This window comes from Streptomyces sp. NPDC085460 (genome assembly GCF_044541975.1).
GTDB lineage: Bacteria > Actinomycetota > Actinomycetes > Streptomycetales > Streptomycetaceae > Streptomyces.
In genome coordinates this window covers 132,170-145,329 of record NZ_JBITTO010000006.1, presented here as the reverse complement: position 1 = coordinate 145,329, position 13,160 = coordinate 132,170, and the positions used below count along the sequence as shown (strand labels likewise).

The 13,160-nt window shown below is 75.9% G+C and carries 12 protein-coding genes; 10 read left to right on the top strand and 2 right to left on the bottom strand.

The genetic code is table 11. The features are described from left to right. Positions 1-155: 155 nt before the first annotated feature. Positions 156-947 (top strand): hypothetical protein, encoded by a 792-nt coding sequence (locus ACIGHB_RS17065; RefSeq protein ID WP_399913845.1) that lies wholly within the window; start codon positions 156-158, stop codon positions 945-947. Positions 948-994: 47 nt separating this feature from the next. On the opposite strand, the gene ACIGHB_RS17060 is transcribed toward ACIGHB_RS17065, so the two are convergent. Further along, positions 995-1,411 carry a MarR family transcriptional regulator gene (locus ACIGHB_RS17060; protein ID WP_360321223.1) on the bottom strand — a complete coding sequence of 139 codons (417 nt, stop codon included), beginning with the start codon at positions 1,409-1,411 and terminating at the stop codon, positions 995-997. 519 nt (positions 1,412-1,930) lie between these two features. Between ACIGHB_RS17060 and ACIGHB_RS17055 the strand changes: the two genes are divergently transcribed. The 3 genes from ACIGHB_RS17055 (at position 1,931) to ACIGHB_RS17045 (ending at position 5,511) form a co-directional block, all read left to right on the top strand. After that, positions 1,931-2,764, top strand: coding sequence for a lysozyme (locus ACIGHB_RS17055; RefSeq protein ID WP_399913842.1), 834 nt, complete (start codon positions 1,931-1,933; stop codon positions 2,762-2,764). A gap of 244 nt (positions 2,765-3,008) precedes the next feature. Then, complete coding sequence (locus ACIGHB_RS17050; RefSeq protein ID WP_399913839.1) at positions 3,009-3,887, top strand: lytic polysaccharide monooxygenase; 879 nt, start codon at positions 3,009-3,011, stop codon at positions 3,885-3,887. A 469-nt stretch (positions 3,888-4,356) separates the two neighbouring features. Then, positions 4,357-5,511, top strand: coding sequence for a glutamate--cysteine ligase (locus ACIGHB_RS17045; RefSeq protein ID WP_360320950.1), 1,155 nt, complete (start codon positions 4,357-4,359; stop codon positions 5,509-5,511). A 92-nt stretch (positions 5,512-5,603) separates the two neighbouring features. Here ACIGHB_RS17045 and lon read toward each other — a convergent pair whose 3' ends face one another. Next, on the bottom strand, positions 5,604-8,015 hold the full coding sequence (gene lon, locus ACIGHB_RS17040) for an endopeptidase La (RefSeq protein ID WP_399913836.1): 2,412 nt from the start codon (positions 8,013-8,015) through the stop codon (positions 5,604-5,606). Positions 8,016-8,229: 214 nt separating this feature from the next. Here lon and ACIGHB_RS17035 point away from each other — a divergent pair, with 214 nt between their 5' ends. From ACIGHB_RS17035 to ACIGHB_RS17010, 6 genes are read left to right on the top strand one after another with little or no spacing between them, the layout of a single operon-like run. Next, positions 8,230-8,814: a hypothetical protein gene (locus ACIGHB_RS17035; protein WP_399913833.1), complete on the top strand. Its 585-nt coding sequence runs from the start codon at positions 8,230-8,232 to the stop codon at positions 8,812-8,814. Positions 8,815-8,867: 53 nt separating this feature from the next. After that, complete coding sequence (locus ACIGHB_RS17030) at positions 8,868-9,473, top strand: RNA polymerase sigma factor (RefSeq protein WP_399913831.1); 606 nt, start codon at positions 8,868-8,870, stop codon at positions 9,471-9,473. Beyond that, on the top strand, positions 9,470-10,477 hold the full coding sequence (locus tag ACIGHB_RS17025) for a zf-HC2 domain-containing protein (RefSeq protein WP_399913828.1): 1,008 nt from the start codon (positions 9,470-9,472) through the stop codon (positions 10,475-10,477). Before ACIGHB_RS17030 ends, ACIGHB_RS17025 begins: the two co-directional genes overlap by 4 nt. Next, positions 10,474-11,268 carry an ABC transporter ATP-binding protein gene (locus tag ACIGHB_RS17020; RefSeq protein WP_399913826.1) on the top strand — a complete coding sequence of 265 codons (795 nt, stop codon included), beginning with the start codon at positions 10,474-10,476 and terminating at the stop codon, positions 11,266-11,268. The genes ACIGHB_RS17025 and ACIGHB_RS17020 overlap by 4 nt, the downstream gene beginning before the upstream one ends. Continuing rightward, positions 11,265-12,587 carry a hypothetical protein gene (locus ACIGHB_RS17015; protein ID WP_399913823.1) on the top strand — a complete coding sequence of 441 codons (1,323 nt, stop codon included), beginning with the start codon at positions 11,265-11,267 and terminating at the stop codon, positions 12,585-12,587. The genes ACIGHB_RS17020 and ACIGHB_RS17015 overlap by 4 nt, the downstream gene beginning before the upstream one ends. Then, a complete protein-coding gene (locus tag ACIGHB_RS17010) occupies positions 12,584-13,159 on the top strand; it encodes a hypothetical protein (RefSeq protein ID WP_399913820.1) in 576 nt (191 codons plus the stop codon). Before ACIGHB_RS17015 ends, ACIGHB_RS17010 begins: the two co-directional genes overlap by 4 nt. The last annotated feature ends 1 nt before the right edge of the window (position 13,160 follow it).

The window sequence follows — 13,160 nt, the reverse complement described above, 5'->3', positions numbered from 1 at the left end:
GATCTTCGGAGCGGGCTTTGGCAGGATGCCCGCCCGCAGCTCGCCGGAGCTGCCGATTCCGCCTTCGAGGCGACTCACGGCCGGTTGGTACAGGCCATTTTCCGCCCTTTGCAGGTGTTGTGAAGAGACCGCGCGAGCCGGGCACACTGGACATCATGCGCAGCGAAGTCGCCACCCTCCCAGGCAGCCCCGAACGCCCCAACGAGGACTGGGCCGCCGCAGCTCTGCCCGCCTCGGGCGGCGGGGGGACGCTCGTCCTCCTGGACGGGGTCACACCACCCCCGGGGGACGTCGGGTGTGCGCACACGGTGCCGTGGTTCACCGCGCGACTCGGCGGCGCTTTGACCGAACTGTCCACTTCTCGCCCCGATCTGACGCTGTCCGAGATCCTGTCCCGGGCAATCCGGCGCACCGCGGAGCTTCACACGGACACCTGTGACCTTTCTCACGTGCGTACGCCTCAGGCGACGGTGGTCCTCGCGCGGTGGGGCGCGGACTCGGTCGACCACCTCGTCCTCTCCGACTCGGTGCTGCTGATCGAGGCGCCGGACGGGTCGGTCCGTGCGGTGCGGGACGACCGGCTGGACCGGGTCCCGCGCGAGGTGCTGCGCTCGCACGCCGCGACGGACCGGCTGCGGAACCGGGAGGGCGGCTTCTTCACGGCGGCCGCGGACCCGTCGGTGGCGGAGCGGGCGGTCACCGGTACGACCCCGGCGGCGGAGGTGCGGGCGCTGGCGGCGCTCACGGACGGGGCGAGCCGCTGGGTGGAGCGGTTCGGCGCGGGCGACTGGGCGGAGTGCGCCCGCGTCCTGGCGAAGGAGGGGCCGGCGGGGCTGCTCCGGCGGGTGCGGGTACTGGAGACCGTCGCGGCGGCGGAGGCCGGCGTGGGGCACGGGCGGGGCGGGAAGGTCCACGACGACGCGACGGGCGTGTACGTGGCCTTCTGAACCTTCCGGACCTTCCGGACCTTCCGGGGCCGGGGCGGCTCTTGCCCTCAGCCCTCGGAGCGCTGGTTGAAGTGGTTGAGCAGGCGGGCGAGTTCGGCGACCTCGGCGCGGTCCCAGCCCGCGAGCTTGCGGACGTACCGCTCGCGCCGGGCGTCGCGGACGCGCCGGAAGCGGGCGCGGCCCTCGTCGGTGAGCCGGACCAGCGAGGCGCGACCGTCGGCGGGGTCGGGGTCGCGGGCGACCAGGCCGAGCTGTTCGAGGGCGCGCAGCTGGCGGCTCATGGTGGCCTTGCCGACGCCGAAGTAGGCGGAGAGCTCGGTGGCGCGCTGCGGCCCGGCGTCGTCGAGCCGCACGAAGAGCCCGTACGCGGCGGGCTCCAGCTCCGGATGCACCTCCCGCGCCATCTCCCCCGACTGCGCCCGCGCCCGCCGCAGAAACACGGCGAGCTCCCGTTCCAGAGCCAGGAACTCCCGCTCGGCGGGGGCGGGGTCGGGGGAGGGGGTGGGGGTGGCTGGGGCGGCTGGGGTGGCTGGGACGGCTGGGACGGCTGCGGCGGGGCCGGCGGGGCTCGTACCGGGCCGGTCGCCGGCGGGGCTCGTACCGGGCGCCGCGCTCGCGGGGCTCGTACCGGGCCCGTCGTCGGCGGGGCTCGTACCGGGCGCCGCGCTCGCGGGGCTCGTACCGCGCGCCGTGCCGGCCGGGCTCGTACCGCGCGCCGTGCCGGCCGGGCTCGTACCGGGCGTCGCGCCGTCTTCACCGGCCGGACCGCCTGCGCGCACCTCGGACCTCCCACGCGTGTTTCGTCGGCTGAAAGTTTCCCGCTCCGGCGGGCATCGCCGCAGCTCCTTCAGTATTTCGCAGGAGTAGACCAACGGCGGAACCCAGGTCCTCTTCCACCCCACCTGTCTACGTGCGTAGAGTCGCCGACGAGCACGTGACTGACATGTCCACACCACCCCCACCGACCCTTCGGGAGTCACGCCATGCGTGTGCGCAGATCCGTCCCCACCACCCTGCTCGCCGGCCTCGCCGCCACCGCCCTCGTCCTCCCCCTCGCCGGTCAGGCCGGCGCCGCCGACCCGGGCGCCCGCGCCGCCGTCCCCGCGCGCGGCACCGCCCACATGGGCATGGGCGTCCTGAAGCACGACGGCAGGGGCACCGCCCCCGCCGGCGGCGCCTCGACCCTCGCCGTCCAGACGGAGGGCGTCGACGTCTCCAGCCACCAGGGCAACGTCGCCTGGTCCACCCTCTGGAACAGCGGCGTGAAGTGGGCCTACGTCAAGGCGACGGAAGGCACGTACTACAAGAACACGTACTTCACGCAGCAGTACAACGGCTCGTACAACGTCGGCATGATCCGGGGCACGTACCACTTCGCCACCCCGGACACGACGACCGGCGCCGCCCAGGCCGACTACTTCGTCGACAACGGCGGCGGCTGGTCGAAGGACGGCAGGACCCTCCCCGGCGTCCTCGACATCGAGTGGAACCCGTACGGCGCCACCTGCTACGGCAAGACCCAGTCCGGCATGGTCGCCTGGATCCGCGACTTCCTGAACCGCTACAAGGCGCGCACCGGCCGCGACGCCGTCATCTACACGGCGACCAGCTGGTGGAAGCAGTGCACCGGCAACTACTCCGGCTTCGCCGCGACCAACCCGCTGTGGATCGCGCGGTACGCCGCCGCCGTCGGCGAACTCCCGGCCGGCTGGCCGTACTACACGATGTGGCAGTACACCTCGTCCGGCCCGACGGTCGGCGACCACAACCACTTCAACGGCGACCTCTCGCGGGTCCAGGCACTCGCGAACGGCTGACGCCGGCGCGGAGAACGGCGGTCCCGGGGGTGCGGCGGCACCCCGGGGGCCGCCGTTCCGCGTACCCGGCGCCGCTCCAGGGGCCGCAGTTCCGCGTACCCCCCGCGCCTTTTTCCGCCCACCCCCTTGCCCATTGGTATGGACCAATGCGAGTCTCTACCCCGGTCGCACGGGTTTCAACTTCCGGGCGCCCCGCGCGCGTTGCTCGTTCCGTACTCCCCCACGCACGAGAGAGAGCCCCCGCATGCCGTCCTCCCGCCGTACCGCCGCCGGCGTCGCCGCCCTGTCCGCCGCCGCCGCTCTCGTCGGCCTCACCCCCACCACCGCCGCCGCCCACGGAGCCGTCTTCAACCCCGTGAGCCGGGTCGCCGCCTGTTACGCCGAGGGCCCCGAGAGCCCCGACTCGCAGGTGTGCAAGGACCTCGTCGCCGACTCCGGCACCCAGCCGCTCTACGACTGGAACGAGGTCAACATCGCCAACGCCGACGGCAATCACCAGGCGCTCATCCCCGACGGCAAGCTCTGCTCCGCCAACCGCGAGAAGTACCGGGCGCTGGACTGGGCGCGTACCGACTGGCCCGCCACCGCCGTCTCCGCCGGCGCCTTCGGATTCAAGATCCGGGCCACGGCCGCCCACTCCGGCACGATGACGATGTACATCACCAAGGCGGGCTTCGACCCGACGCAGCCGCTGAAGTGGTCCGACCTCGACGCCACTCCGGCCGCCGTGTACAACACCACCCGCACCGCCACCGACGGCTACTACTCCTTCACCGGCAACCTCCCCGCCCGTACCGGCCGCCACATCGTCTACATGGTCTGGCAGCGCAACGACAGCCCCGAGGCGTTCTACAGCTGCTCGGACGTCACCTTCGGCACCGCCGCCGCGGCGACCGCCGCCAAGGCCGAGGCGCCCACCGAGGCCGAACTCGCCGCCGGCGCCGAGCTGTCCACGGTGAGCCACGCGGGCCACGGCGGCGACGAGCAGCCGCCGGCGCTCTCCGCCGAGGCCGCCCAGGCCCCCGGCTCGCCGCTGCCGCTCGCCCTGGCCGGCGCGGGCGCGCTCGCCGTCTTCGGCGCGGGCAGCCTGCTCCTGGGCCGCCGACGCTCCTCCGCGTCCTAGGCACCCGCCACGCCCCGGGCGTCCACCGCGCCCGGGGTCGCGCCCTCGGCGTCCGTCGCGCCCTGGGTGCCCTCCGCACCCTGGGCGTCCGCCGCACCCGGGGTGCCCTCCGCACCCAGGGCGTCCCCAAGCGCCCGGGGTGCCCTCCGCGCCCCGGACGCCCTTCACCTCCCGGGCGCGCTCCGCCTCCTCCGCTCCCACGGGCCGCCCCCGGGAGCGGAGGCGCGGGCGGGAGAGCGAGGGCGGGGCGGTGGCCCCGCTCACCCCTCCGGCGGCTCCCAGGGAACCCTCTCCCTCCTCTCCCGCCCGCCTCGCCCCCCGGACCTCGTCCGGGGGGCGATTTCGCGCCATCCGGGGCGGGACGGGTGGAAGCCGGGACGTTCGTGGACAGCCTTGGAGAAAGCTCGTTCGAACGGCCGTCAGCGCACCACCGTCCGCCCGTGAAGCCGCCCGTGAAGGAGAGCGCTCCATGCGGAACCAGCAGCGGTGGGTCTACCACCGCGGGGAAGGACTGCGCACGTTCGGGGTGGAGGAGGAGCTCCTCCTGGTCGATCCCGAGACCGGACACCCCCAGCCCCTCGCCGGCACCGTCACCGAGATCGCCGCCTGGCACGCGGGCGCCGGACCGCGGACCGAGGGCCCCGAGCCGGCGAAGCCCGAGTTGTACGCCGAGCAGCTGGAGATCGGGACCGCGCCCTGTGCCACCACCCCCCAGCTCGCCGACCAGCTGCGCCGGGCCCGGCGCGCCGCCGCCGCGGCGGCGGCGGAGGCCGGCGTGGCGGTCGCGGCGCTCGCGACCGCGCCCGTCGACTTCGGCCCGCCGCTGCTCACCCCGGACGACCGCTACCGGCGGATCCACGCCCGGTACGCCCACCTCGTGGACGAGGAGTTCGCCTGCGCCTGCCACGTCCACGTCCACCTCTCCTCCCCCGAGGAGGGGGTGGGGGTGCTCGACCGGATCCGCCCGTGGCTCGCCCCGCTCCTCGCGCTCAGCGCCAACTCCCCCTACTTCCAGGGCGTCGACACCGGTTACGCGAGCTGGCGCCACCAGCTGTGGCAGCGCTGGCCGATGTCCGGTCCGAGCGAGCTGTACGGGGACGTGGCGGCGTACGAGCGGACCACCAGCGAGATGCTCGCCAGCGAGGTGCCGCTCGACGGTCACATGGTCTACTTCGACGCCCGGCTCTCCCTCAGCTATCCGACGGTGGAGATCCGGGTCGGCGACGTCTGTCTCGACGTGGAGGACACCGTCCTGCTCGCGGTGCTGAGCCGCGCCCTGGTGGAGACCGCGGCCCGCGAGTGGCGGGGCGGGCGGCTTCCCGATCCGGTGTCGACGGTGGTGCTGCGGCTGGCCGCGTGGCGGGCCAGCCGGTACGGGCTCGGCGGCGAGCTGCTCGACCCGCGCAGCTGGCGGCCCGCCCCGGCCGGCGAGGTGCTGCACGCCCTGCTCGACCATGTGCGCCCCGCCCTGGAGGACACGGGCGACCGGGAGCGCGCCGAGGCGGGTGTGGAGCGGCTGCTCGCGCGCGGCACCGGAGCGGACCTCCAGCGCGCCGCCCACGCCGGCGACTCCTCGCTCGCCTCCGTGATCGTCGAGGCGGTGAGGCGGACGACGCCGGCGTGAGGGGACCGCGGGGGGGGACTCCGTCCCGTCCCGGACCGACGGGGCTCCGGTACGCGTGCGCGTACCGGGGCCCCGTCGGCGTCGGGCGGCGGTCAGGCGGCCACCGGCACCGCGACCTCCGCCGGGGCCAGGGCGATCTCCAGGACCTGGCGGACGTCGGTCACCGGGTGGACCTCCAGCTTCTCCAGGACCTCGGCCGGGACGTCGTCCAGGTCGGCCTCGTTCCGCTTCGGGATGACCACCGTGGTGATCCCGGCCCGGTGCGCGGCGAGCAGCTTCTGCTTCACGCCGCCGACGGGCAGGACCCGGCCGGTGAGGGAGACCTCCCCGGTCATGGCCACGTCGGTGCGGACGAGCCGGCCGCTCAGCAGCGAGGCCAGCGCGGTCGTCATGGTGATGCCCGCGCTCGGGCCGTCCTTCGGGACCGCGCCCGCCGGGAAGTGGATGTGCACGCCCCGGTCCTTCAGACCGGTCACGGGCAGTTCCAGCTCCGCGCCGTGCGAGCGGAGGAAGGAGAGCGCGATCTGCGCGGACTCCTTCATGACGTCGCCCAGCTGACCGGTGAGGGTCAGCCCGCCGGCGCCTGTCTCCGGGTCGGCGAGGGACGCCTCCACGAAGAGGACGTCGCCGCCGGCGCCGGTCACCGCGAGGCCGGTGGCCACCCCGGGGACCGCGGTACGCCGCTCGGCCGGGTCCTGGGCGGACTCGGGCACGTGGTGCGGGCGCCCGATGAGGGCCCGCAGGTCCTCGGGGGTGATCGTGAACGGTAGCTCGCGGTCGCCGAGTTCGTGCTGGGCCGCGACCTTGCGGAGCAGCCGGGCGATGGCCCGCTCCAGGGTGCGGACGCCGGCCTCCCGGGTGTACTCGCCGGCCAGCTTCCGCAGCGACGCCTCCTCCAGGGCGACCTCGCCGGGTTCCAGGCCGGCCCGTTCCAGCTGCCGGGGCAGCAGGTGGTCGCGGGCGATGACGACCTTCTCGTCCTCGGTGTAGCCGTCGAGGCGGACCAGCTCCATGCGGTCGAGCAGCGCCTCGGGGATGGCTTCGAGGACGTTGGCCGTGGCGAGGAACACCACGTCACTGAGGTCGAGTTCGACCTCCAGGTAGTGGTCGCGGAAGGTGTGGTTCTGGGCCGGGTCGAGGACTTCGAGGAGGGCCGCGGCGGGGTCGCCGCGGAAGTCGGAGCCGACCTTGTCGATCTCGTCGAGGAGCACGACCGGGTTCATGGACCCGGCCTCCTTGACCGCGCGGACGATCCGGCCGGGCAGGGCGCCCACGTAGGTCCGCCGGTGGCCGCGGATCTCGGCCTCGTCCCGTACGCCGCCGAGGGCGACGCGCACGAACTTCCGTCCCATGGCGTGGGCGACGGACTCGGCGATCGAGGTCTTGCCGACGCCGGGCGGGCCGACCAGCGCGAGCACGGCGCCGCCGCGCCGCCCGCCGACGACGCCGAGGCCGCGCTCGGAGCGCCGCTTGCGGACCGCCAGGTACTCGGTGATGCGCTCCTTCACGTCCTCCAGGCCGGCGTGCTCGGCGTCCAGGACGGCCTTGGCGCCCTGGATGTCGTACCGGTCCTCGGTCCGCTCGTTCCAGGGGAGTTCGAGGACGGTGTCGAGCCAGGTCCGGATCCAGGAGCCCTCGGGCGACTGGTCGCTGGACCGCTCCAGCTTGTCGACCTCCTTGAGGGCGGCCTCGCGGACGGCCTCGGGCAGGTCTGCGGCCTCCACGCGGGCGCGGTAGTCGTCGGACTCCTCGCCGTCCTTCTCGCCGTTCAGCTCGCGGAGTTCCTTGCGGACGGCTTCGAGCTGGCGGCGGAGCAGGAACTCGCGCTGCTGCTTGTCGACGCCTTCCTGGACGTCCTTGGCGATGGTCTCGGCGACGTCCTGCTCGGCGAGGTGCTCGCGGAGCTGGCCGGTGGCGAGCCTGAGGCGGGCGACCGGGTCGGCGGTCTCCAGGAGGGCGACCTTCTGCTCGACGGTGAGGAAGGGCGAGTACCCGGAGTTGTCGGCGAGGGCGCCGACGCCGTCGATCTGCTGGACGCGGTCCACGACCTGCCAGGCACCGCGCTTCTTCAGCCAGCTGGTGGCCAGCGCCTTGTACTCCTTGACCAGTTCGGCCACGGCGCCGGGCAGGGGCTCGGGGACGGTCTCCTCGACCACGCTCCCCTCGACCCACAGCGCCGCGCCGGGCCCGGTCGTCCCGGCCCCGATCCGCACCCGTCCGATGCCCCGGATCAGCGCGCCCGGATCACCGTCCGCGAGCCGCCCCACCTGCTCGACGATGCCGAGCACACCGGTCCCGGCGTACGTCCCGTCCACGCGCGGCACCAGCAGCACCCGTGGCTTCCCGCCCGCCCCGCGAGCGGCGGCCTGAGCCGCCTCCACGGCGGCCCGCACATCGTTGTCCGACAGATCCAGCGGCACCACCATCCCGGGCAGCACGACCTCGTCGTCGAGCGGCAGCACAGGCAGAGTGAGCGGCACGGTCGCCTTGGACTCAGAAGCCATGATCTCCCCTTCGGCAGTCAAGTTGAGCTATGCCGACTCAATGCATCTGCGCCCTCGAATGTTCCCCGCCCCGTGTTCGCTCTGAGCGATCATCCGGATCGGGGGGCGCGTGCCGGATTCCGGATCGGGGTGGCGCGCGCCCGATTCCGGATCCGGGGTGGCGCGTGCCGGATTCCGGCTGCGCGGGGGCGCGGGGGCGGGCATGCTTCGGCCTATGCGGAGTGGTGTGGAACGGCGGTTCGGGCGCGGCCCGGTGTGGGGTGCGGTGCCGGCGGCGGTGGCGGTGCTCGTCGTGGGCGTGAGCGGGTGCGCCGACGCCGACGGGCCGGGCCGTTCGGACGGGCCTCGCGACAGGAGCTCGGCGAGCGCCGGGGCCACGCCCGGGCCCGGCGCCTCCACGGCCGGGAGTACGGGGACTCCCACCGCCACGGAGGAGTCGACGGCCGCGCCCCGGTCGGGCGCCGTCCTCGTGGAGGTCGTCGTGAACGGCGGTTTCGCCGGGGTGACCAACCAGCTCGTGGTGCACGAGGACGGGAGCTGGACCGTCCGGTCGAAGGACAAGGACGCGCGCTCCGGGCGGATGAGCGCCGACGGCCTGGCCGAGCTGCGCGCCGCCCTGGAGGACCCGGCCTACGCGCGCATGCCTGGGCGCCCGAGCGGGCCGCCGGTCGCCGACGGGTTCCAGTACTTCGTGACCCACGACCACCGGCTCGTCGTCGCGGGCGACCGCGATCGCCCCGCCGCCCTCCAGCGCGTCTTCGACGCCCTCCCCGAGGGCGGCCCGCCGACCGCCCCGTGATCCGGCCCGCCTCTCCGTGAACCGCGCGTGCCCCGCCGCGCGATAGAGAGGACGTGAGACTGTCACGCCCCGAGGGGGACGATCCGGCCGACGACGCCGCGCTGCTGCGCGCCGTCGCCCGCGGCGACACCGGGGCGCTGGCGCTGCTCCACGACCGGCACGCCGGCTGGCTGTACGCCCGGCTGGCCCGCCGCTGCCCGGACGAGGAGACGGTACGGGAGGTCCTCCAGGACACCTTCGTCACCGTCTGGCGCTCCGCCGGCGGCCACCGGGGCCGGGGCGAGGCGGGCGGCTGGCTGTGGGTGATCGCCGCCCGCCGCCTGGTCGACGCCCAGCGCGCCCGTGCCCGCACCGCCCGCGCCGAGCCCGCCGGGGCCGTCCCGCCCGAACGGATCCCGGCCGCCCCGTCCGCCGAGGACCGGGTCCTCGCGGGCCTGGAGTACGGGGACGTGGGCGCCGCCCTCGACCGGATCTCGCCCGAACTCGCCGAGGTGCTGCGGGCGACCGTCGTCGACGGGCTCACCACCCGCGAGGCCGCCCGGCTGCTCGGCATACCCGAGGGCACCGTGAAGACCCGCGCCCAGCGCGCCCGCCGCGAGCTGCGCGCCGCCCTCGGGAGCCTCCCGCAGGGCCCGCACCCCCTGGGAGGCCCCGCGTGACGACCCCTCCTGCCCCCTGGCACGTGACCGCCGCGCTGGCGGTCCGGTACGCCGAGGGCTCCGCGCCCGAGCCGGACGCCTGGTCCCTGGAGAAGCACGTCGAGTCCTGCGGCCCCTGCGCGGCGCGCGTCTCGGCCGCCGTCCGCGCGACGAGCCCCGCCGGCCCCGCCCTGGCGGCCCTCCGCGCCGACCTCCTCCGCGCGGTGGGCCACCGGGAGTCCCTCGCGGCCCCGCCCGTCACCGGCCCCGGCTTCTCCACCGGCCACGGCCCCTCCACCGACCCCGGCACTTCCACCGGCCCCGGCCCTTCTGTCGCTCCCGAAGACCGCCGCCACGCGCGCGCGTGGGCCTTCCCCGCTCCGGCTCACCGCCGCCACGCGCGCGCGTGGGCTTCCCCCGTCCGGATCTGGTGGGCCGTCGGTCCCGCCCTGCGCGGCTCGTGGCTGGCGGCGGTGGCCCTGGTGGCCGGGGCTGCGTTCGCGCTGTCCCACGGCGCCGGGCTGCCGGCGGGGCGCACCTGGCTGCTCGCCGCCGCACCCGTCCTCCCGCTCGCCGGGGTCGCCGTGTCGTACGGCCCGCGCGCGGACCCCCTCCACGAACTCGCCGCCTCCACCCCGGCCGGCGGCCTGCGGCTGCTGCTCACCCGCACGGTCGCCGTGCTCGTCGTGTGCGTGCCGCTACTGACCGCGGCCGGGGCGCTGCTGCCGCCCGCGGCGGGGCTGCCGGGGGCGGCGGCCTGGCTGCTGCCGGGCCTGGCCCTCACCGTCGGCACGCTCGCGCTCGGTTCCTTCGTGGGCTGCCGCGCGGCCGCGGCGACGCTCGGCGGCGGTTGGCTGCTCGCGGTGGCGGGCCCGCTGCTCGGTCCGGCCGCGAGCCCCTCCTCCGTACCCCTCCCGTACGCCGCCGGTCCGGCCGCGCAGGCCGGCTGGGCGGCCGCCGCGCTGGCCGGCGCCGCCCTCCTGGCGCTGCGGCGCCGTTCCTTCGACCTCCTGGAGCCCCGGTGACCCCACCGCGTCCCACCACCGTGGCCGTGACCGGCCTGACCGTCCGGCACCGCCGCACGCGCGTGCCCGCGCTGGACGGCGTCGACCTGCGGCTCTCCCCCGGCGTCCTCGGTCTGCTCGGCCCCAACGGCGCCGGGAAGACCTCTCTCGTCCGGGTCCTGGCGACCGTCGCCGCCCCGTCGGCCGGCCGGGTCGAGCTGCTCGGCCGGGACGTCGGCGACCCGCGCGGGAGGACCGGCGTCCGGCGCCGGCTCGGCTACCTCCCGCAGGAGTTCGGGCACTATCCGGCGTTCACGGTGCGGGAGTTCGTGGCGTACGTGGCCTGGCTGAAGGAGCTGCCGGCCGACCGCGTCCCCGCGGCCGTGGAGCGCGCGGTGGCCCGGGTCGGCCTCACCGACCGGATCGACGCGCGGCTGCGGACCCTGTCGGGCGGCATGGTCCGCCGGGCGGGCATCGCCCAGGCGATCGTCAACGAGCCGGACCTGCTCCTCCTCGACGAGCCGACGGCCGGCCTCGACCCCGAACAGCGCGTGGAGTTCCGCGCCCTGCTGCGCGAGCTCGGCACCGAGTCGACGGTCGTGGTCTCCACCCACCTGGTCGAGGATGTGGCCGCCGCCTGCACGGAGGTCGCCCTCCTCGAAGCGGGCCGGCTCGCCTTCCGGGGGACGACGGATGAGCTCACCGCGCTGGGCGCGGCGGCGCCCGCCGACGACGCGGCGGCCAACGCCATCGAGCGCGGCTACACCGCCGCCCTGCGCTCCCATCGCGAGCGGGCGGAGGCCGGCCGGTGACCGCGACGGCGACGGAGACCCGTCCGGAAGCCACGGCGGCGCGGCCGGCGCCCGGCCCGCTCCGTACCGAACTGCGCCGCGGCCTCGGGCCGTGGACGGGCGCGGCGGTCGCGGTCACGATCCTGGTCACGATGTACGCCAAGGCCCCGGAGTGGCAGATCCGCTGGCAGGACGCGCAGAACCTGCTCCATCCGCTCGCCGGGATGCTGTGCGGGCCGCTCGCGATGGCGGCGGGCTGCCTCCAGGGCGGCCGGGACCGGCGGGTGGGCGCCGAGGACCTGTGGGCGTCGGTGCCGCGTTCCCCGCTGCCCCGGCTGCTGGTGGCGGCGGCCCCGTCGGCGCTGTGGCCGGCCGCCGCGGTGCTGCTCGCCGACGCGGTGGTGCTCCTCGCCGTGTGGCCGTACGCGTCCTGGGGGCGGCCCTCGGCCGGCCCGCTGCTGGCGGACGCGGTGGCGGTGGGCGCGATGGGCCTCACCGGGCACGTGGTGGGGCGGGTGGTGCGGTGGCGGCTGGCGGCACCGCTGCTCGCCGTGGTGGGCTACTTCGGCCTCGCCTACGCCGACTTCACGTCCTCGGCCTCGCGCTGGCTGCTCCCGAACGCCCAGTTCAGCGCGTCCGGGTACCGGCAGGTGTGGTGGTACGCGCCGGCGTCGGCCGCGTGGACGGCCGGCCTCGCGCTCACGGTCCTCCTCGCGTACGGGCTCCGCTCCTCCCGGGCGCGTCTCCTCGCGCTCGCGCCCCTGACGGTGGCGGTCTGCGCGGCGGCCGTGATCCTGCGGCTGCCGGCGGACCCCGGGCCCTGGCGGATCGACCCGGCGGCGGTCCGTCCGGTCTGCGACGACGGTGCGCCCCGCGTGTGCGTGGTCGCTCTGGACGCCCGGCTGCTGCCGGCCGTGGCGGAGGCCCTGGAGCCGGTGAACGAACGGCTCCGGGGGCTGCCGGGCGCCCCCGCCCGCTGGGCGGTCGGGACGATGGAGCCGGAGCCCGGGGACGTGGAGCTGCTCGACGTCGCCCAGGACGTGGTGCGGAACCGGCTCGAAGACCCCGCCCTGTACCGGAACTTCGCGGTGTCGCAACTGCTCTCGGAAGAGTGCCGGGAGGGCGAGCTGGCGGGGCCGTACGCGGAGCGGACGATGGACGTCAACCACGCGGTCGTCGAGTGGCTCGCCCCCGCCCCGCCCGGCTACGGCCCCGACGTGCCCGGCGCCCGCGCGCATCTGGACCGGCTGCGGGCGAAGTCGCCGGCCGAGCAGCGCGCGTACCTCGTCCAATACCTCGCGGCGAACAACTGCCGCCCCGACGAGGTGCCCGTCCCGTGAGCCTCTATCTGCGTTCTCGCGGGGTGCCGGGGGCGCTGACCGTGGTCCTCGCGGCGGTCGCGGCGGCATGGCTGCTCGCGCCGGAGGACGGGTCCCCCCACGCGCGCGTGCCGGTGGTGATGGCGCCGCTGCTGGTGGCGGCGGCGATCGGGACCTCGCTGCACACGGCGAGCGACGAGCTGGACCGGACGGCGGTAAGGGCCTGGTGGCCGCTGCGGCTCGGGCACGTCCTGGTGCCGGTCGCGGCGGCCGCCGCGCTGTTCGTCCTCGTCCTGCCGGGGGATCCGGCGGAGGCGGGGTTCGGCGCGTCCGCCGCCGTACGGAACACGCTCGGGCTGACCGGCCTCGCGGCGGGCGCGGCGGCGCTGGCCGGGGCGCGGGCGAGCTGGCTGCCGCCGGTGACGTACACGGCGGCGGTGTGGCTGACGCCGCCGGACGCCGGGGCGGCGGCCTGGTGGGGCTGGGCACTCCGGCCGGCCGCGGAGGGCCCGGCCTGGACGGTGGCCTGCGCCCTCCTGTGCGCGGGCACGGCCCTGTTCGCGCGACGCGGCCCGCGGCCGGGGAGGGGCTAGG